This is a genomic window from Streptomyces sp. R11, assembly GCF_041051905.1.
Lineage (GTDB): Bacteria > Actinomycetota > Actinomycetes > Streptomycetales > Streptomycetaceae > Streptomyces.
On the sequence record NZ_CP163432.1, the window covers coordinates 4,141,458 to 4,158,904 of the forward strand.

The window sequence follows — 17,447 nt, forward strand, 5'->3', positions numbered from 1 at the left end:
ACCTTCGCCCATGACCACGCTGCCCCGCGGCGAAGCCGCTGATGTACTCCGCGTTGTGCGCCGCCGCCGCGCCCTCGCCGCCGCCGGCGCCGTTTCCGCCGGACTGCTCGTCCTGTCGGCCTGCGACAAGCCGACGCCGCTGGCCACGGTCACCGTCGGCAGCTCCTCCGTCCACTCGCAGGCCACCTGCGGCGGCGAGGGCAAGGCCGTGAAGACCGCCGACCTGGCCGGCTGCCTGAAGGACAAGGGCATCGAGTCCATCAAGGTGGACCCGGACGAGACCGTGCGCTTCGGTGTCGACCCGGAGATCGCGGACGAGGGCTGGACGATCCTCATGAACGGCCAGCCGCTCACCGACTCCAGCACGAAGACCTACCGCACCGTCCCGGGCAGCGTGTTCTTCAACGCCCAGTACGGCGCGAGCGGCGACTCCACGCTGGTCTCCATCAAGGAGGGCGAGCAGGACGTGACGGGCCTGTGGTCCTTCAAGCTCGAGAAGGACAGCTGATCCCTGCCGCTGGGCTGCACGTGCTGGTGGCCACCGCCGTCCCCGTGGAGAGGGACGCGGTGGCCCGGGCGTTCGCGGCAGCCGCGGACGAGGGACGCGTGCTGCTGGGGCCGGCCGACCCGGCACCGCATGCGACCGGGCTCGGCCGGCCGGTCATCGACCTCATCGCCGTCGGAGTGGGCCCCGCCCGGGCCGCGGCCGGCACCGCGTCGGCCCTCACCACGGCCGCCCGCGACGGCGCGCCCTACGGCCTGGTCGTCTCCACGGGCATCGCCGGCGGCTTCGCGCCCCACGCCCCCGTCGGCTCCCTCGTCGTCGCCGACGAGATCACCGCCGCCGACCTCGGCGCCGAGACCCCCGAGGGCTTCCTGCCCGTCACCGAGCTGGGCTTCGGCACCGTCACCCACCGTCCGCCCGAAGCACTCGTACGGGAAGCGGCGACCGCCACCGGCGCACGCCCCGGCGCCGTCCTCACCGTCTCCACGGTGACCGGCACCGCCGTCCGCGCCGCGCTGCTGCGCGAGCGCCACCCCACCGCCCTGGCCGAGGCCATGGAGGGCTTCGGCGTCGCCGAGGCCGCCGCCGCGCACGGCACGCCCGTGCTGGAGCTGCGCGCAATCTCCAACCCCGTGGGCCCGCGCGACCGCGCCACCTGGCGCATCGGCGACGCGCTGGCGGCCCTCACCGAGGCCTTCGGGAAGCTCACGCCCGTCCTGGAGAGTTGGCAACCACATGACCGGTGAACAGCAGCGACAGCCCCTGCGGATCGCGTACTCGCCCTGCCCGAACGACACCTTCGTCTTCGACGCCCTCGCCCACGACCGGGTGCCCGGCGCCCCCGCGCTCGACGTCACCTTCGCGGACATCGACATCACCAACGGCATGGCCGAGCGCGGCGAGTTCGACGTGCTGAAGGTGTCGTACGCCGTGCTGCCGTACGTCCTCGACGAGTACGCCCTGCTGCCCTGCGGCGGCGCGCTGGGCCGGGGTTGCGGCCCGCTGGTGCTGACCCGCGAGCCCGACGTGGACCTCAGCGGCCGTACGGTCGCCGTGCCGAGCGAGAAGTCGACGGCGTATCTGCTGTTCCGCCTGTGGGCCGCCGACACGCTGCCCTCCGGGGTGGGCGAGATCGTGGTCATGCCGTTCCACGAGATCATGCCCGCCGTGCGGGACGGGAAGGTCGACGCGGGGCTCGTCATCCACGAGGCGCGCTTCACGTACCAGAACTACGGGCTGCACAAGCTCGCGGACATGGGCGAGCACTGGGAGGCCACCACGGGGCTGCCCATCCCGCTGGGTGCGATCATCGCCAAGCGCTCCCTGGGCGCGGGGCAGCTGACGCTCCTGGCCGACTCCATCCGCACCTCCGTGCGGGCCGCCTGGGACGACCCGGAAGCCTCCCGCGCCTACGTGATGGAGCACGCCCAGGAGATGAACCCGGCCGTCGCCGACCAGCACATCGGCCTGTACGTCAACGAGTTCACGGCCGACCTCGGCAACGACGGCTACGCGGCCGTGCGGGGCCTGCTGACACGCGCGGCAGCGGAAGGGCTGACACCCGCTCTGGGACCCGAAGCACTGTCGTTCCCCTGACCTCATCCGGCCGTGCGCGGGCTGCACACACGTGCGGCGGCCGAGGGGCTGGTGCCGCCCCTCGGCCGGGATGCGCTGGCTTTCCCCAGGAATTCCCGGGGGTGCGCGGGAGCTATACGTCGAGCTGGTCGGCGACCGCGCGGAGGAGGCCGGCGATCTTCTTGCCGGCGGTCTTCTCGGGATAGCGGCCCCGCTCCAGCATCGGCGTGATGTTCTCGAGGAGGGTCGTCAGATCCTGGACGATGGACGCCAGTTCGTCCGGCTTCTTGCGCTGGGCCGCCGCGACCGAGGGGGTCGGGTCGAGGATGGTGACCGAGAGGGCCTGGTCACCGCGCTGACCGGCGACCACCCCGAACTCGACTCGCTGTCCCGGCTTGAGTACGTCGACTCCGGCGGGGAGGACCGAGGAATGGACGAAGACGTCACCGCCGTCGTCGCGGGAGAGAAAGCCGAAGCCCTTCTCGCTGTTGAACCACTTGACCTTGCCGGTAGGCACGTCTGTCCTCGTCCTCGTACTCGTCGGAAAACTGCTTCTGAAAACGGCTCTTGATAGCACTACAGCGGGTCGACCATGACCCGCCGCTACCAAGGCTAATGCTCCCGGAGCCGGTGACAAGACGTCGCCCGGTTGTTCCTTCGCGCAGGGAACTACTCTGGTCCGGTGCGTGACAAAACCCAAACGAATTCCGCCGCTCCCGGCGACCGGCTGATCCGTGCCGGTGCGGTCCTGTTCTTCATCGGTGCCGTGGCCACTCTGGTCACGGTGGCCCCGTTTTTGCTCGGTACGACGCCATTTCCGACCTACATGTTCGGACTGAGCATGCTGATGGGCGTCGGATTCCTCGTCGCCGGTGGCGGAGTGCTGCAGTCGGTCGCGGCCGGACGGCGTCAGGCGCGGGGCGCTTCGAGGTAGCGGGCCAGCCAGCCCGGGAACTCCGTCAGGTCCGTGAGGACCACGTCCGCGCCGAGCGCGCCGAGCTGATCCGTGCCGAACGGCCCCGTCGCCACCGTGACCGACAGGGCGTCGGCCGCGCGGGCGGCGCGTACGTCGCCCTCGTGGTCGCCGACGTAGACGCCCGCGTCGTGCTCGCGCAGGGCCACCGCCTTCTGCTCGGCCCAGAGATTGCCGATCACCGCGTCCGGTCCGATACCGAGGTGCTCCAGGTGCAGCTTGGCGTTCGGCTCGTACTTGGCGGTGACGACGATCGCGCGCCCGCCGGCGGCCCGTACGGCGGCGATCGCCTCACGCGCGCCCGGCAGGGCGGGGGTCGCGGCGATGGCGATCGTCGGGTACATCGCGCGGTACCGGTCGGCGATGGCCGGAACCTGCTCCGCCGGGAACCAGTTGACCAGCTCCTCCTCCAGCGGCGGCCCGAGCCGTGTGATCGCGAGGTCGGCGTCTATGTAGGTCCCCGTGCGCTCGGCCAGCGCCGTGTAGCAGGCGTGGATGCCGGGGCGGGAGTCGATGAGGGTCATGTCGAGGTCGAAGCCGACGGTGAGCCGGGGCGGGGTCGAGGAGGCCATATGCGCCATTGTGCCCAGGCCGGGGGCGGGGCAGACACCGGGTGGGTGTGACCTGCATCCACCTGGCGTCCGCACGTCGCGGACGCCTACTTCGCCCGCTGTGACCGCCAGACGATGAACAGCGCCGACGCCACCGCCGCCCCGCGCAGCACCCAGGGCCAGGTGTCCGAGAGGGCGGCGTTCATGTGGCCCTCGGCGATGGGATCGCCCCAGCGGCCGTTGGTGCGGCCCCACAGCCAGGCGACGCCGGCCGTGAGGGCGAGGCCGGGCAGGATCACGACCGCCCACTTGGTCTCGGCGTCGCTCAGGCGCCGGGAGCCCCAGGCGATGAGCCAGCCGAGCAGCAGGGCGATGAGGTTGCCGAGGACGGCGCCGGCGACGAGGAGAGCGGCGGAGAGCAGCAGGAGGGGGTTGCTCCAGCGGCTGGTGGGGAGCGTCGGGCGACGCGGGACGAGGCGGCGGCGACGGGGGGCGGAGACCGCTTCCGGAACGTCGGCCTCCTCGGCGGCGGCCTCCTCGGGCTCCTCGACGGGTGCCTTCTTGCGGAGCAGCGCCTCCTGCTCCTTGGCGGGCGGGCGCCTGAGCATCTCCGGGATCTCGACGCCGCCGACGAAGCCGGGGACGTCGTCGCCGGGCCCGAAGGCGCTGCTGTCCACCCGCCACCAGTCCGGCTGGAGCGCGCTGCCCCCGAGGTCGGCCGTGCTCGCGAGGTGGGGCGGCGGGGGCGCGTCGTCGGGTGCCGCCGGGGTCTGCCCGGGGCGCGGGCGCGGCACGAGCCGGCGCAGGCCCTTGGGGCGCTCCTCCTCGGCGTGCTCGTCCCGGCGCTCCGGTTGTACGGGTACGGAGGTCACCGGCGCCTGCGGTGCGGGGGCGCCACCCCCGGCGGCCGCGACGATCTCGTCCGGGGTGCCGAGCCGGGCGATGATGCGGCGGACTGCGGCAGGGCTGTCGACGGCGGCCCTGGCACGGCGCCGGTCGATCTCGCCCCGCAACTCGTTGACCAGACGCATGCGGGTTGCCGACGGCAGCTGACGCTGCTGAGCCACGTCACCGACGCGGCTCAGATACTGGTAGACGACCTGGTCGCTCTCGATCCCCACGAAGTCCCCTCCGGGGTGGGTGTGCTGAAGCCCCGTGGGGACGACGTTAGCGCAGCACAGGGTGTGCGGTGCGGGTCAGACCGGCCGGCACTCCCCCGCGTCCTGCGCCTCGGAGCACAGGCCGTGGCCGTGCTCGTGCAGGATGTCGCGGCCGCTCTGCTGGGTGAGGAAGTTCAGGAAGGCCGCCGCGACGGAGCCGGCGGGCGCCTCGCCGTAGGTGTAGGCGAACTCGGTCTGCCAGTAGGGGTAGTTGGTGTCCTCGACGCCTTCCGCCGTGGGTTCCCTGCCGTCGATCTTCAGCTTGACGAGCCGGTCTGCGGCCTTGTGGCCGGCGACTCCCGCGGCCTCGCTGTAGCCGATGGCGCCGGGCGTCGAGGCGCTGGTGTTCAGCATGGTGTCCGTGCTGGTGACCTCGCAGCGGCCGTACCGGCCGGACTTCAGGGCCGCGCAGTCGGTCACCGTGAACTGGGGCGGCTCCCTGCCGTCCAGGACCTTGGCGACGAGGGTGCTGCGGGTGCCGGAGCCGGGGTCGCGGTTGACCAGGTGGACGGGGACGTCGTTGCCGCCCACCTGGGACCAGTTCGTCACCCGGCCGGCGAAAAGGTCGCGGATCTGGGCCAGCCTCAGGTTCTCCACGCCCGCGTCCTTGTTGACGACGAGGGTGAACACGGAGAAGGCGACGGGCTCGGGGACCAGCCGGGGGTGGCCGTCGGAGGCGAGGCCGTCGGTGAACGCGATGTGGTCGGCGAGGCCGTCGCCGACCTGGATCTCGGCGTTCTTGCCGGCCTGGTCCAGGTCGGTGACACCGTCGGTGCTGCCCTTGAAGGTGTCGTCGGCGAGCGGAATCGACACGCCCGCCCCCTCGCACCGCTTGAGGTAGTCCTCGGCGGCGGCCCGCACGGCGGGTGCGAAGGCGGTGGAGCCGTGCAGGCGGAGGGTGCCGCCGACGCAGTCCAGCGGGGGCCTGCGGTCCTCGCGCAGGAACAGCGTGAAGAACGCCTGGAGGGCCACAGCCGCCGTCAGGAACGCGATGGCGAACCAGGCCGGCCGGGAGGCGAACAGGTGGCTCTCGGTCCTGGCCAGCTTGAACCGGAACACCTTCACCAGCGGGTCGAACCAGCGCCGGTCGGTACCGACGGCGCCGACGATGTCCGGCTTGGGGAAGGGGTCGGCGCCGTCGTCGCCCTGCCAGCTCTCCAGGATCACCAGCACCTTGTACTCGGCGCCCCGGGGCAGCTTGACCTTCGGCAGTTCGATGACGCCCTCGCGCCTGGCCGGGTTGTTGCGGAAGCCGAAGCCCGGGGCCCCGCGCCTGAAGAAGCGGCGCAGCTCGCGCTGGCTCAGCTCGGTGACCACCAGCCCCGCGACCTGCCGGCGGCGGAAGGTGACCCATATGCCGCTGGGGTCGTTCTCGTCGGTCAGGTAGTCACTGGCCTCGATGGGGGCGGATCCGGCGTTCTCGATGCGCAGCAGGACGAAGGACGGGTCCTTCAGCCGGTGGCCGTCGCGCTGCAACTGCTCCAGGATCTCGGCGTGCTCGGACTGCGTGTCGTCCGCGGCGAGGGTGTCCATCTGCACCCGGTAGCCGAGCCGCTTGCGGCCGACGATGGCGAACTCCCACAGGAATGCCGCGACGGGGAACGTGAGACTCAGGATCGCGATCCACTGCTCGACCTGCTCGCTCACCGCTGGAACCCCCAATTCCATTGAGCCGTGAAGTAGTTGACCGGGAGCCCAGGGTGACGAGAGGGGACGACGGGTTGCCAGAGGTGCCGGATTCCTCCGGATGATGTTCATCCGGAGGCCATATGCGAAACGTTCCGTTCGCCGTCCGGGCGGCGGTCCGGACGGACGGCACACCCCCTCCTCCGGCCCCCACCCGCTAGATTTGGTCGGATGAGCGACCCGGCTGCACCGCCCCGTTCCCTCGCGGAAGCCCTCCGCGTGCGGGACGACGCCTCCCTGGCCGTGCTGCTGCGCAGCCGGCCCGATCTCATCACCCCCGTCCCCACCGACCTCACGCAGCTGGCGACCCGGGCCGGCACCCGGGCGTCCGTGGTGCGCGCCCTGGAGCGGCTGGACCGGTGCGCGCTGCAGACGGCGGAGGCGCTGGCGGTGGCGGCCGATCCGGCGACGTACGACGAACTGCTCGCGCTGATGGCCGGGGACGAGGGCGATCCTGCGGTCGCCCGGGCACTGCCGCACGCCCTCGCGACGCTGCGCGACCAGGCCCTGGTCTGGGGCGCCGACGACCGGCTGCGGCTCGTGCGCACCGCACGTGAGCTGCTCGCGCCCTCACCGCAGCACCCCTCCCCCACCGGGCTGGGCCCGACCGTGCGGGAAGCCACCGCGGGCATGTCGCCGGGCCGTATCCAGGAGATCGTCACGACGGCCGGGCTGCCCTCGACCCACGACGCCGTGTCCGCGGTGTCGTCGCTCACGGCCCTGTTCGGCGACCGGCGGCGCATGGCGGCCCTGCTCGCGGGTGCGCCGGAGGAGTCCCGGGAGGTCCTGTCCCGGCTCGTGTGGGGGCCGCCGTACGGCCAGGTCACCGCCGACCCCGCGCCCCGCCTGCGCTGGCTCCTGGACCGCGGCCTCCTCCTCCCGACGGCACCCGGCACGGTCGTACTCCCCCGCGAGGTGGCCCTGCATCTGCGGGCCGGCCGGGCGCACCGCACCACCGAGCCGTTGCCGCCGCCGGTCGAGGCGAGCGCAACGCACCGTCCACAGGTTGTGGACGCGACCGCGGCCGGGCAGGCGTACACGGCGCTGGCGACCGTCGAGGAGCTGCTGAAGGACTGGGACGAGGGCGGTCCGACAGTGCTGCGGGCGGGCGGCCTGAGCGTGCGCGACCTCAAGCGCACCGCCGTCGCCCTCGACGTGTCCGAACCCCTGGCCGCCTTCTGGGTCGAGCTCGCCTACGCCTCCGGCCTGCTGGCCTCCGACGGCGAGGCCGACGAACGGTACGCGGCGACCCCGGCCTACGACGAGTGGCTGGAGCAGCCCGCCGCGCAGCGCTGGGCACTTCTCGCGGAGACATGGCTGACGGCGACACGCACGTCGGGGGTGATCGGCGGGCGGGACGCCAAGGACCGTACGTTGTCGGCGCTGGGTCCGGGCCTGGACCGCTCCGCCGCGCCCGAGGTACGCCACCGGGTGCTGACCCTCCTCGCCGGACTGCCGGAGGGCGCGTCGCCGTCCGCCGAGTCGGTACTGGCCCGGCTGCGCTGGGAGCGGCCGCTGCGCGGACCCCAGCGGGACGACGACCTGCGCGGCCGCCTCGCCCAGTGGACGCTCGGCGAGGCGGAGATGCTGGGGATCACGGGGCGCGGGGCGCTGTCGGCGCACGGGCGGGCGCTGTTGGGGATGCCGCTGCCGGAACCCGTGCCCGAGGAACCGGCCGGTCCCGGCGACAAGCTCCCCGTGCATCACCGCCCGGCCCCGCCGCCCGAGCCCCTCTCCCCCGCCGAGCAGGCCACCGCCTCGGCCACCGCGGCCCGGCTGCTCGCCCCGCTCCTCCCCGAGCCGCTCGACCACGTCCTCCTCCAGGCCGACCTGACGGCCGTGGCGCCCGGGCCGCTGCAACGGCCGCTCGCCGCCATGCTGGACGTGCTCGCGGACGTGGAGTCCAAGGGCGGCGCGACGGTGTACCGGTTCACACCCGGATCGGTGCGGCGCGCCCTGGACGCCGGGCGCAGCGCCTCCGACCTGCACGCCTTCCTCGCCGAGCACGCCCGTACGCCGGTACCGCAGCCACTCGCGTACCTGATCGACGACGTGGCCCGCAGGCACGGGCATCTGCGCGTGGGCGCCGCGTCGGCGTACGTCCGCTGCGACGACGACGCGGTGCTGAACGAGATCCTCGCCGACAAGCGGGCCGCGGGCCTGCGTCTGCGCCGCCTGGCGCCGACGGTGCTGGCCGCCCAGGCGGACCCGGCCGCGCTGCTGGAGGGCCTGCGCGCGATGGGCTTCGCGCCGGCCGCCGAGTCGGCCGAGGGCGACGTCCTGATCACCCGCGCCGACGCCCACCGCACCCCGCCGCGCACGGCACCCGAGCCGGTCCGGGACGGCCCGCCGACGCCGGACGCCACCCTGCTGGCGGCCGCGATCCGCGCCATCCGGGCGGGCGACCTCGCCTCCACGACACCGCGCAAGCCCGCCGCCACCGGCGACTCCGTCGCGGTGACCGGCGGCGAGCTGCCCCGCACCACCTCCGCCGAGACCCTCGCCACCATGCAGGCCGCCGTCCTGACCGGCGAGGCGCTGTGGATCGGGTACGTCAACGCCGAGGGCGCCGCGAGTCAGCGCGTCATCGCGCCGGTGCGGGTCGAGGGCGGGTTCGTGACGGCGTACGACCACACCGCGGACGAGGTGCGGACGTATCCGCTGCACCGGATCACGGGAGTCGCCGAGCTGGCCGACGACGCGGGCTGAGCCACTCGTTCGGGCGTAGGCGCGGGTTCATGCACGCCACGCCGGATCCTTCCCACTCTTGAATGACCTTGAAGGGCCTTCCGCATCGCGCCGCGGGGCGCCGGGCAGCCACCCGGTGTCCTGTGCAAGCAACTGAAAGGGAGTCCCCATGCGAGCCGTTCGCCGAGTCGCCGCCGTCCTGACCGCCACCGCCGCGATGATCGGCGCCGCCGCCACCCAGGCCGCCGCCATCGGCATCGATCTCGGCGGGGGCCTGACCCTCTGACGAGTCCCGCCCCCGTTCCCGGGCCGGCCCCAGTCCCCTGGGCCCGGCCCGCTCATCCATCGGCTTCAGAAAGGCCCCGAAGTCCTCATGCGTCCCAAGCACCCCGCCCGTTCCGCAGTCGCCGCCTCCGCCGGCGTCCTGCTCTCCGCCGCCGCGCTGGTCGCCGCGCTCGCGCCCGAGGCCGCCGCGAACCCGTCCGCGCTGCCGCTGCCTCTTCCCGTCGCCGCCGCCGAACCGCTGGTCACCGAGGGGCTCACCATCGAAGGACCGCTGGTCAACAACATCACTCTGCCCACGCTGAAGTAGCGCGCCGCATCCGGTAGCTGTCGCCGTCGATCCGTACGAGCTCGGCGTGGTGGGCCAGCCGGTCCACCATCGCGAGCGCGGAGGGGCCGCCGAAGATCTCGTCCCAGCGGCCGAGCGGGCGGTCACTGGTCACGATCAGCGAGCCCCGCTCGTAGCGGTGCGCGACCAGTTGGAAGAACAGCGGCGCGGTCCCCGCCTCGAAGGGGGTGTAGCCGACCTCGTCGACGATCAGGACGGCGTGCTCGTCGAGCGCGTCCAGCTCCTCGGCGAGCCGTCCGGCATCCCGTGCGCCGGCCAGCCGGGCGGCCCACTCCGCGGCGGTCGCGAACCGCACCGAGTGGCCGGCCTGGCAGGCCCGTACGCCGAGGCCGACGGCCAGATGCGTCTTGCCGGTGCCGGGCGGTCCGACGAAGACCACGTTGCGGCGGGCGGCGACGAAGTCCAGCTTGCCGAGCCGGGCCACGGCCTCCCGGTCGAAGGAGCGCGGGTGCTCGGAGTCGAACTCCTCCAGCAGCTTTCGCGCGGGGAAACCGGCGGCGCGCACCCGCTCCTCGGCGCTCGGCTCGTCGTCACGCGCCGTGGCCTGCGCCGGGACGAAGACCTTCGTGGCGGGTTCCTCGGGGATGTGCGCCTGGTGCGCGTGCTGACCGACCCGCTCACTTTGCGCGGCCATCGGCCCCGACATGTACGCCAGGATCGCCGCCGAGGCGATGAACGCCATGTGGATGACCGTGCCCCACAGCAGTGCGTGCCGCGAGGTGTGGTGGACGTCCACGAACATCTGGAGCAGATGGACCGAGGAGATACCTACGATGGCGGTGGCGAGCTTGACCTTCAGCACGTTGGAGTTGACGTGCGAGAGCCATTCCGGCTGGTCGCGGTGGCCCTGGAGGCCGATGCGGGAGACGAACGTCTCATAGCCGCCGACGATCACCATGATCAGCAGGTTGGCGATCATGACGACGTCGACGAGCTTGAGCACGGCGAGCATGACGTAGTTCTCGGTCGCCTGCCCGGTCACACAGCGGAGGATTAAGGCCCACAGCTCGTTGAAGAACTTGTAGACGTACACCCCCTGGGCGGCCACGAGGCCGAAGTAGAGCGGGGCCTGCAGCCAGCGGGTGGCGAACAGGGCGTACCCGAGGGTGGTGGTCGTGGGGGACGGATCACGCGAGATGGGCTGCACGGTCGGCATTCTTCGCAGCCACCGCCGTACAGGTGAAACCACGCCACTCACAGGAATGAAAAGACATCCTGTAGGACTCCGGAAATGATCAGGCACACTGGACGTTTGGTCGAGTGGTCGAGCGGAAGGACGTACGCACGTGAACGGACCACTGATCGTCCAGTCGGACAAGACCCTGCTCCTGGAAGTCGATCACGAGCGGGCCGATGACTGCCGTCGGGCGATCGCCGCGTTCGCGGAGCTGGAGCGGGCACCCGAGCACATCCACACCTACCGGGTGACGCCGCTCGGCCTGTGGAACGCCCGCGCGGCCGGGCACGACGCCGAGCAGGTCGTGGACGCGCTGGTCACGTACAGCCGCTACCCCGTGCCGCACGCGCTGCTCGTCGACATCGCCGACACGATGGACCGCTACGGCCGTCTGACGCTCTCCAAGCACCCCACGCACGGCCTCGTCCTCACCACCACCGACCGCCCGGTCCTGGAGGAGGTGCTGCGCTCGAAGCGGGTCGCGCCGCTCGTCGGCGCCCGCATCGACCCGGACACCGTCGCCGTGCACCCCTCCGAGCGCGGCCAGATCAAGCAGACGCTGCTGAAGCTGGGCTGGCCCGCCGAGGACCTCGCCGGTTACGTCGACGGCGAGGCGCACCCGATCGAGCTGAACGAGGACGGGTGGGCGCTCAGGCCCTACCAGAAGCAGGCCGTGGAGAACTTCTGGCACGGCGGCAGCGGGGTCGTGGTGCTGCCGTGCGGCGCCGGCAAGACCCTCGTCGGCGCCGGCTCCATGGCGCAGGCGAAATCGACCACGCTCATCCTCGTCACGAACACCGTCTCGGCCCGGCAGTGGAAGCACGAGCTGGTGAAGCGGACGTCGCTCACCGAGGAGGAGATCGGCGAGTACAGCGGCACGAAGAAGGAGATCCGCCCGGTCACCATCGCCACGTACCAGGTGCTGACGACGAAGCGGAAGGGTGTCTATCCGCACCTGGAGCTCTTCGACTCCCGGGACTGGGGGCTGATCCTCTACGACGAGGTGCACCTGCTGCCCGCGCCGGTCTTCAAGTTCACCGCGGACCTCCAGGCCCGCCGCCGCCTGGGCCTGACCGCGACCCTGGTCCGCGAGGACGGCCGCGAGTCGGACGTCTTCTCCCTGATCGGCCCGAAGCGGTTCGACGCGCCCTGGAAGGAGATCGAGGCGCAGGGGTACATCGCGCCCGCCGACTGCGTCGAGGTCCGCGTCAACCTCACCGACTCCGAGCGGCTCGCGTACGCCACCGCCGAGCAGGAGGAGAAGTACCGCTTCTGCGCGACGACAGACACCAAGCGGAAGGTCACGGAGGCCATCGTCCGCCGGTTCGCCGGGCAGCAGATCCTGGTCATCGGCCAGTACATCGACCAGCTCGACGAACTGGGCGAACATCTGAACGCCCCGGTCATCAAGGGCGAGACCTCCAACGCGCAGCGCGAGAAGCTCTTCGACGCCTTCCGGGAGGGCGAGATCAGCGTCCTCGTCGTCTCCAAGGTCGCGAACTTCTCCATCGACCTGCCGGAGGCCACGGTCGCCATCCAGGTCTCGGGCACCTTCGGCTCCCGCCAGGAGGAGGCCCAGCGCCTCGGCCGGGTCCTGCGCCCGAAGGCCGACGGCCACCAGGCCCACTTCTACTCGGTCGTCGCCCGCGACACGATCGACCAGGACTTCGCCGCCCACCGCCAGCGCTTCCTGGCGGAACAGGGGTACGCGTACCGGATCATGGACGCCGACGAGATCCTGGCGGAGGGGTAGCCGACCAGAAGGGCGAGGCCGAGCAGCGCGCAGAGCGCGTACGGTGACGCCAACGGCTGCTGCCACCAAGGCAGTTGGAGGTCCCGGGGGCCCTCGTGCGGGAGCAGCCATATCGTGCGGGTCGTGAAGAGGAGGGCCGTTGCCGCCGCGAGGCGGGAGCGGCCCTCCGTCAGCAGTACGGCGGTCAGCGGGACGCACCACACCCAGTGGTGGGACCAGCTGATCGGCGAGACGAGCAGGGCGGTGAAGGCCGTCAGGAGGAGCGCGTGGCTCTCCTCGGCGGCCCGCGCCGCCAGCCACAGGCCGGTGACCGTGATCGCGGCGGCCGGGAGAGCCCAGGCGAGGCCCGGCGCCGGGTCGCCCAGAGCGCGGGCGACCATCCCCTGCAGGGACTGGTTGTCGACGATCCAGACCTTGCCCACGCGGTCCGTCTCGTAGAGGCGGCGGGTCCAGTAGTCGAGGCTCGCCGAGGGCAGAGCGAGGGCGCCGAGCGCGACCGTCCCCGCGAGGGCCGCCGCAGCCGTGCCCGCCTCCCGGCGTCGCCCGCGCAGCAGCAGATACGCGATGAAGATCGCCGGAGTCAGCTTGATCCCGGCGGCGATGCCGACCGCCGCGCCCTTCCAGCGGGCGCCCGTCGGTCGCGTGAGGTCCCACAGCACCAGGCAGACCAGGGCGAGGTTGACCTGGCCGAAGAGCAGCGTCTGGAGGACCGGCTCCAGCCAGAGGGCCGCTGCGGTGGTGGCACACAGGGCGGGCAGGCGGAGCTTCGCAGGGCCGCCTGCCAGCCGGGCGGAGAGGTGGACGAGTACGGCGAGCATGAGCGCGTTGCCCGCCAGGAAGGTCGCTTTGAGGGTGGCGAGGGGGATCAGCGCCGTCGGGACGAAGAGGAGGGCCGCGAAGGGCGGGTAGGTGGCGGGGAGCTGCCACTGCGTGACGGTGAAGCCGTAGAGATCCTCGCCGCGGAGGACGGCTTCGCCTTCCGCCCGGTAGACCAGCGCGTCGGCCATCGGGAGGGGCTGGTGGGTGCAGAGTGTCGTGAGAGCGAGTAGGGAAACCGCCAGAAGGCAGTAGGGAGTTGCGGAATGTGATCGGCGGGTCACTCAGTGACCCTAGGCGTCACTTACGGCGGACGCCCGCCTCCTCGCCGTACTCACCGAGGACGATCACGTCGAAGGCCGCACCTGCGAACACCTTGACGGCACGCAGGGCTTCACCGAGGCGATGACGGTGGTGCCCCTGGAGCGCTGTGGCTCCGCGGGGGCCCACGGGTGCTGGGTGGATGGTTGCTGCGCTCATGTCTCCATGATGGGTTCGCGGGCATAAAGACGGCATCGGCCTGCGGACCGAAGCGGCGTACCGCCCCCGTACGCCTCCGGGCGGATGCCGTCCCCCCAGGGAGGAGGCGCGTCCCCTAGGGGTCGGAGGGGCCTCGGACGGAGATCGGACGGAGACCGGACGGGGACCGAATCGGGAGGACGAACGGGGGTCGGATGGGGGGTCGGAATATTCGTTGGCGATCGCCTTTCCCCTTCGCCTAAAATCTCCGCTCTTGCCCGCCTCCCCCGCGGAGTGCCGCCGCCCGGACGGAAACCGGTCGGCTCTCTCGATCACCTACCTGTAGGTCCCTCCGGAGGCACCCCCTTGTCCACGCCCGCCGACGACCCACTCGCCCCGCTCTCGCGAGAGCGCTCCCACCTGGCCGTGTCCCGTGCCGCCCTGCGTGCCATGCGCGAGGACGTCGAGTCCCTCGACATCAGCGATGTCACCGCGAACTGGGTCAACGCAGAAGTGCTCGCCCACCAGATCGACGAGCGCATCAAGGCCCTGGCCGACCTCAGCCACACCCCGCTGTTCTTCGGCCGGCTCGACTACCTGCACGCCCCCGGCGCCTCCGAGGCCGAGGGCGCGGAGGGCGAGCGCTTCTACATCGGGCGCCGGCATGTGCACGACGCCGAGGGCGACCCGATGGTCATCGACTGGCGGGCGCCGGTGTCCCAGCCGTTCTACCGGGCGTCCAAGAAGGACCCGATGGACATCGCGCTGCGCCGCCGCTTCGGCTACACGGGCGGTGACCTCACGGCGTACGAGGACGAGCACCTCTCCGACCCGGCGGAGGCCGCCCGCACCAGCAAGCTGCTCCAGCAGGAGATCGAGCGCCCGCGCGTCGGCTCGATGCGGGACATCGTGGCGACGATCCAGCCGGAGCAGGACGAGATCGTACGGTCGGGGCTCGGCGGCACGGTGTGCGTGCAGGGCGGTCCGGGCACGGGGAAGACGGCGGTGGGCCTGCACCGGGTGGCCTACCTGCTCTACGCCCACCGCGAGCGTCTCGCCCGCACCGGCACGCTCGTCATCGGGCCGAACAGGTCCTTCCTGCACTACATCGAGCAAGTCCTCCCGGCACTCGGCGAGTTGAGTGTCCGGCAGGCGACGGTGGACGACCTCGTGGCGCACGTCGAGGTGCGCGGCACGGACGAGGCGGCGGCGGCTGTGATCAAGGGCGACGCGAGGATGGCGGAAGTGCTGCGGCGCGCGGTGTACGCGCACGTGACCATGCCGACGGAGCCGGTGGTCGTCGTGCGCGGATCGCGGCGGTGGCGTGTTCCGGCATACGAACTCGAAGAGACCGTCCGCGAGTTGCTCGCCCGCGACATCCGCTACGGCGCTGCCCGCGAGGCCCTACCGCAGCGCATCGCGCACGCCGTGCTGGTGCAGATGGAGCGGTCGGGGGAGGCGCCGGACGACCGGGTGCAGGACGCGGTGGCCCGCAACAGCGCGGTGAAGGCCGCGGTCAAGGCGATCTGGCCGCCGGTCGATCCGGCGAAGCTGGTGTTGCGGCTGCTCGCCGACGCGGACTTCCTGGCCGAACACGCGGCCGGGATCCTCGACGAGGACGAGCAGAAGACGATCCTGTGGGCTGAGCCGGCGCGGTCGGTGAAGGCCGCCAAGTGGTCCGCGGCGGACGCGGTGCTGATCGACGAGGCGAACGACATCGTGGCCCGTACGTCGTCCCTGGGCCACGTCGTGCTCGACGAGGCGCAGGATCTCTCGCCGATGCAGTACCGGGCGGTGGGCCGGCGTTGCACGACCGGTTCGGCGACGGTGCTGGGGGATCTGGCGCAGGGTACGACGCCTTGGGCGACGCGGAGCTGGGACGAGGCGTTGGCCCACCTCGGCAAGTCGGAGGGGGTCATCGAGGAGCTGACGGCCGGATTCCGCGTCCCGACGGACGTCATCGCCTACGCCTCCCGCCTCCTCCCCCACATCGCGCCCGGCCTGACGCCGGTGGCGTCGATCCGTGAGAACCCGGGGTTCTTCGAGGTCCGCAAGGTGTCGGAGGCGTCTGAAGTCATCGCCGCGTGCGAGGAGTTGCTGCGCCGGGAGGGGTCGATCGGCCTGATCGCCGCGGATGCGCGGGTTCCGGTGCTGGCGGAGGGGCTCGCGGCTGCGGGGATCACGTATCTGGCGCCCGGCGAGGAGACGACCGAGCAGACCCGGCTGACGCTGGTACCGGCGTCGCTCGCGAAGGGTCTGGAGTACGACTATGTCGTCCTGGACGAGCCGCAGGCGGTGGTGGACGGGGAGCCGGACGAGCGGACGGGGTTGCGGCGGTTGTATGTCGCGCTGACGCGGGCGGTGTCGGGGTTGGTGGTGGTGCATGGGGGGCCGTTGCCGGGGCAGTTGGCGTGACGGGTCCCTCCGGGGGTTGGCCGGGGGGCGGGGTCGGGGGTGACGGTTTGCGTCGGGGCGCGGGTGCGTGGGGGCTGGTTGTGTCGGGGCGCGGGTGCGTGGGGGCTGGTCGCGCAGTTCCCGCGCCCCTGAGGGGGTGGCAGGGGCCGTAGGTACGAGCGGTCCTGTTCCTGGGGGACGGGCCTCGCGACCCGCCCCTCCCGCCGAGCCCCCCGTCGGCCCCGCCTACGAAACGCCGTCCAGCACAGCCCGCCACTCGGCCACCGCCCCTACCGAAACCGGCCCCTCCCAGCCGTGCGGACGGGCCGCGCCGCCGATGTGGAAGGCGTCGATGCCGGCGGTCAGCAGGGTCGGCACGTGGGCGAGTCGCAGCCCGCCGCCCACCAGGATCCGCTGCTCGTACCCGGGCTCCCCGGCCCTCACCGCCTCGGTGAGCAGGACGGCGAGGCCGTCGTCGACGCCGGTCGGCGAGCCGGCCGTGAGGTAGGTGTCCAGGCCCGGCATGCCGTCCAGCTGCTTGCGCAGCGCGTCCCGGTCGGCGGCCCGGTCGATGGCCCGGTGGAAGGTCCACCGGCACCCGTCCAGCTCACTCACCACCCGCTCGACGGCCTCGAGGTCCACCCCGCCGTCGGCGTCGAGAAACCCGAGCACGAACTCGTCCGCGCCGGCGTCCCGCAGCTCCCGCGCCACCCGCACCAGCCGCCCCACGTCCCCCGCCGCGAACCCGTCCGCCAGCCTCAGCATCACGCGCAGGTCGATGTCGACGGCGGCCCGGATCCCGGCGAAGGTCTCGACCGGCGGGGTGAGCCCGTCGGCGGCCATGTCGGTGACCAGTTCGAGCCGGTCCGCACCCCCGGCCTGGGCGGCGACCGCGTCCTCGACGCCGAGGGCGATCACCTCCAGGACTGCACGCTTGCTCATGGGACCCCATTCCTCGGCATTCGACGACGGCTACAGGTCTAGTCCAATCCAAGGGTACGGGGCGAAGGCTCGCCCGAGGACGCGCAGGGTCACCCGAAGATGTTCAGCTCCCCCCCCCCCCCCGCCAGCTCGTACGA

15 protein-coding genes and 1 pseudogene are annotated in these 17,447 nt (G+C 72.2%); 8 read left to right on the forward strand and 8 right to left on the reverse strand.

Translation table 11 applies throughout. The features are described from left to right. Window positions 1–10 precede the first annotated feature (10 nt). The 3 genes from AB5J55_RS18810 to AB5J55_RS18820 are packed head-to-tail and all read left to right on the forward strand — an operon-like array spanning window position 11 to window position 2,101. Complete coding sequence (locus AB5J55_RS18810; RefSeq protein ID WP_369271804.1) at window positions 11–508, forward strand: DUF2771 domain-containing protein; 498 nt, start codon at window positions 11–13, stop codon at window positions 506–508. Between the two features lie 14 nt (window positions 509–522). Further along, window positions 523–1,251, forward strand: coding sequence for a futalosine hydrolase (locus AB5J55_RS18815; RefSeq protein ID WP_369276228.1), 729 nt, complete (start codon window positions 523–525; stop codon window positions 1,249–1,251). Next, window positions 1,241–2,101, forward strand: a complete 861-nt coding sequence (locus AB5J55_RS18820) for a 1,4-dihydroxy-6-naphthoate synthase (RefSeq protein WP_369271805.1) — start codon at window positions 1,241–1,243, stop codon at window positions 2,099–2,101. The genes AB5J55_RS18815 and AB5J55_RS18820 overlap by 11 nt, the downstream gene beginning before the upstream one ends. Window positions 2,102–2,213: 112 nt before the next feature. On the opposite strand, the gene AB5J55_RS18825 is transcribed toward AB5J55_RS18820, so the two are convergent. Continuing rightward, window positions 2,214–2,597: a cold-shock protein gene (locus AB5J55_RS18825; protein ID WP_328426909.1), complete on the reverse strand. Its 384-nt coding sequence runs from the start codon at window positions 2,595–2,597 to the stop codon at window positions 2,214–2,216. A 165-nt stretch (window positions 2,598–2,762) separates the two neighbouring features. On the opposite strand from AB5J55_RS18825, the gene AB5J55_RS18830 reads away from it, so the two are divergent. Continuing rightward, window positions 2,763–3,014 carry a hypothetical protein gene (locus AB5J55_RS18830; RefSeq protein ID WP_369271806.1) on the forward strand — a complete coding sequence of 84 codons (252 nt, stop codon included), beginning with the start codon at window positions 2,763–2,765 and terminating at the stop codon, window positions 3,012–3,014. Here the strand turns inward: AB5J55_RS18830 and AB5J55_RS18835 are convergent. The 3 genes from AB5J55_RS18835 to AB5J55_RS18845 form a co-directional block, all read right to left on the reverse strand. After that, a complete protein-coding gene (locus AB5J55_RS18835) occupies window positions 2,990–3,634 on the reverse strand; it encodes an HAD family hydrolase (protein ID WP_369271807.1) in 645 nt (214 codons plus the stop codon). The genes AB5J55_RS18830 and AB5J55_RS18835 overlap by 25 nt on opposite strands. Window positions 3,635–3,711: 77 nt before the next feature. Further along, a complete protein-coding gene (locus AB5J55_RS18840) occupies window positions 3,712–4,725 on the reverse strand; it encodes a hypothetical protein (protein WP_369271808.1) in 1,014 nt (337 codons plus the stop codon). A gap of 75 nt (window positions 4,726–4,800) precedes the next feature. Beyond that, window positions 4,801–6,411, reverse strand: coding sequence for a substrate-binding domain-containing protein (locus tag AB5J55_RS18845; RefSeq protein WP_369271809.1), 1,611 nt, complete (start codon window positions 6,409–6,411; stop codon window positions 4,801–4,803). 210 nt (window positions 6,412–6,621) lie between these two features. Here AB5J55_RS18845 and AB5J55_RS18850 point away from each other — a divergent pair, with 210 nt between their 5' ends. Both AB5J55_RS18850 and AB5J55_RS18855 read left to right on the forward strand, forming a co-directional pair. After that, the gene (locus AB5J55_RS18850) at window positions 6,622–9,159 is read left to right on the forward strand and encodes a helicase-associated domain-containing protein (RefSeq protein WP_369271810.1); all 2,538 of its coding nucleotides are present in this window, start codon (window positions 6,622–6,624) and stop codon (window positions 9,157–9,159) included. 352 nt (window positions 9,160–9,511) lie between these two features. Then, window positions 9,512–9,730: a hypothetical protein gene (locus tag AB5J55_RS18855; RefSeq protein WP_369271811.1), complete on the forward strand. Its 219-nt coding sequence runs from the start codon at window positions 9,512–9,514 to the stop codon at window positions 9,728–9,730. On the opposite strand, the gene istB is transcribed toward AB5J55_RS18855, so the two are convergent. Beyond that, a complete protein-coding gene (gene istB, locus AB5J55_RS18860; RefSeq protein ID WP_369271812.1) occupies window positions 9,708–10,925 on the reverse strand; it encodes an IS21-like element helper ATPase IstB in 1,218 nt (405 codons plus the stop codon). The two genes, AB5J55_RS18855 and istB, sit on opposite strands and share 23 nt — an antisense overlap. Window positions 10,926–11,055: 130 nt before the next feature. On the opposite strand from istB, the gene AB5J55_RS18865 reads away from it, so the two are divergent. Beyond that, complete coding sequence (locus tag AB5J55_RS18865; protein WP_369271813.1) at window positions 11,056–12,699, forward strand: DNA repair helicase XPB; 1,644 nt, start codon at window positions 11,056–11,058, stop codon at window positions 12,697–12,699. Window positions 12,700–12,704: 5 nt separating this feature from the next. Here the strand turns inward: AB5J55_RS18865 and AB5J55_RS18870 are convergent. Together AB5J55_RS18870 and AB5J55_RS18875 are read right to left on the reverse strand one after the other, a co-directional pair. Continuing rightward, a pseudogene (locus AB5J55_RS18870) lies at window positions 12,705–13,706 on the reverse strand (glycosyltransferase 87 family protein); the annotation flags it as partial. Between the two features lie 109 nt (window positions 13,707–13,815). Beyond that, window positions 13,816–13,995 (reverse strand): hypothetical protein, encoded by a 180-nt coding sequence (locus AB5J55_RS18875; RefSeq protein WP_328880869.1) that lies wholly within the window; start codon window positions 13,993–13,995, stop codon window positions 13,816–13,818. A 345-nt stretch (window positions 13,996–14,340) separates the two neighbouring features. Between AB5J55_RS18875 and AB5J55_RS18880 the strand changes: the two genes are divergently transcribed. After that, window positions 14,341–16,389 carry a UvrD-helicase domain-containing protein gene (locus tag AB5J55_RS18880; protein WP_369271814.1) on the forward strand — a complete coding sequence of 683 codons (2,049 nt, stop codon included), beginning with the start codon at window positions 14,341–14,343 and terminating at the stop codon, window positions 16,387–16,389. 225 nt (window positions 16,390–16,614) lie between these two features. On the opposite strand, the gene AB5J55_RS18885 is transcribed toward AB5J55_RS18880, so the two are convergent. Further along, window positions 16,615–17,310 carry a copper homeostasis protein CutC gene (locus AB5J55_RS18885; RefSeq protein ID WP_369271815.1) on the reverse strand — a complete coding sequence of 232 codons (696 nt, stop codon included), beginning with the start codon at window positions 17,308–17,310 and terminating at the stop codon, window positions 16,615–16,617. Window positions 17,311–17,447 lie beyond the last annotated feature (137 nt).

Excerpts from the sequence above, each read along its gene's own strand:
- AB5J55_RS18810 (WP_369271804.1), top strand. The coding sequence starts at position 11 with ATGACCACGCTGCCCCGCGGCGAAGCCGCTGATGTACTCCGCGTTGTG.
- AB5J55_RS18820 (WP_369271805.1), top strand. The coding sequence starts at position 1,241 with ATGACCGGTGAACAGCAGCGACAGCCCCTGCGGATCGCGTACTCGCCC.
- AB5J55_RS18835 (WP_369271807.1), bottom strand. The coding sequence starts at position 3,634 with ATGGCGCATATGGCCTCCTCGACCCCGCCCCGGCTCACCGTCGGCTTC.
- AB5J55_RS18850 (WP_369271810.1), top strand. The coding sequence starts at position 6,622 with ATGAGCGACCCGGCTGCACCGCCCCGTTCCCTCGCGGAAGCCCTCCGC.
- AB5J55_RS18855 (WP_369271811.1), top strand. The coding sequence starts at position 9,512 with ATGCGTCCCAAGCACCCCGCCCGTTCCGCAGTCGCCGCCTCCGCCGGC.
- istB (WP_369271812.1), bottom strand. The coding sequence starts at position 10,925 with ATGCCGACCGTGCAGCCCATCTCGCGTGATCCGTCCCCCACGACCACC.
- AB5J55_RS18875 (WP_328880869.1), bottom strand. The coding sequence starts at position 13,995 with ATGAGCGCAGCAACCATCCACCCAGCACCCGTGGGCCCCCGCGGAGCC.
- AB5J55_RS18885 (WP_369271815.1), bottom strand. The coding sequence starts at position 17,310 with ATGAGCAAGCGTGCAGTCCTGGAGGTGATCGCCCTCGGCGTCGAGGAC.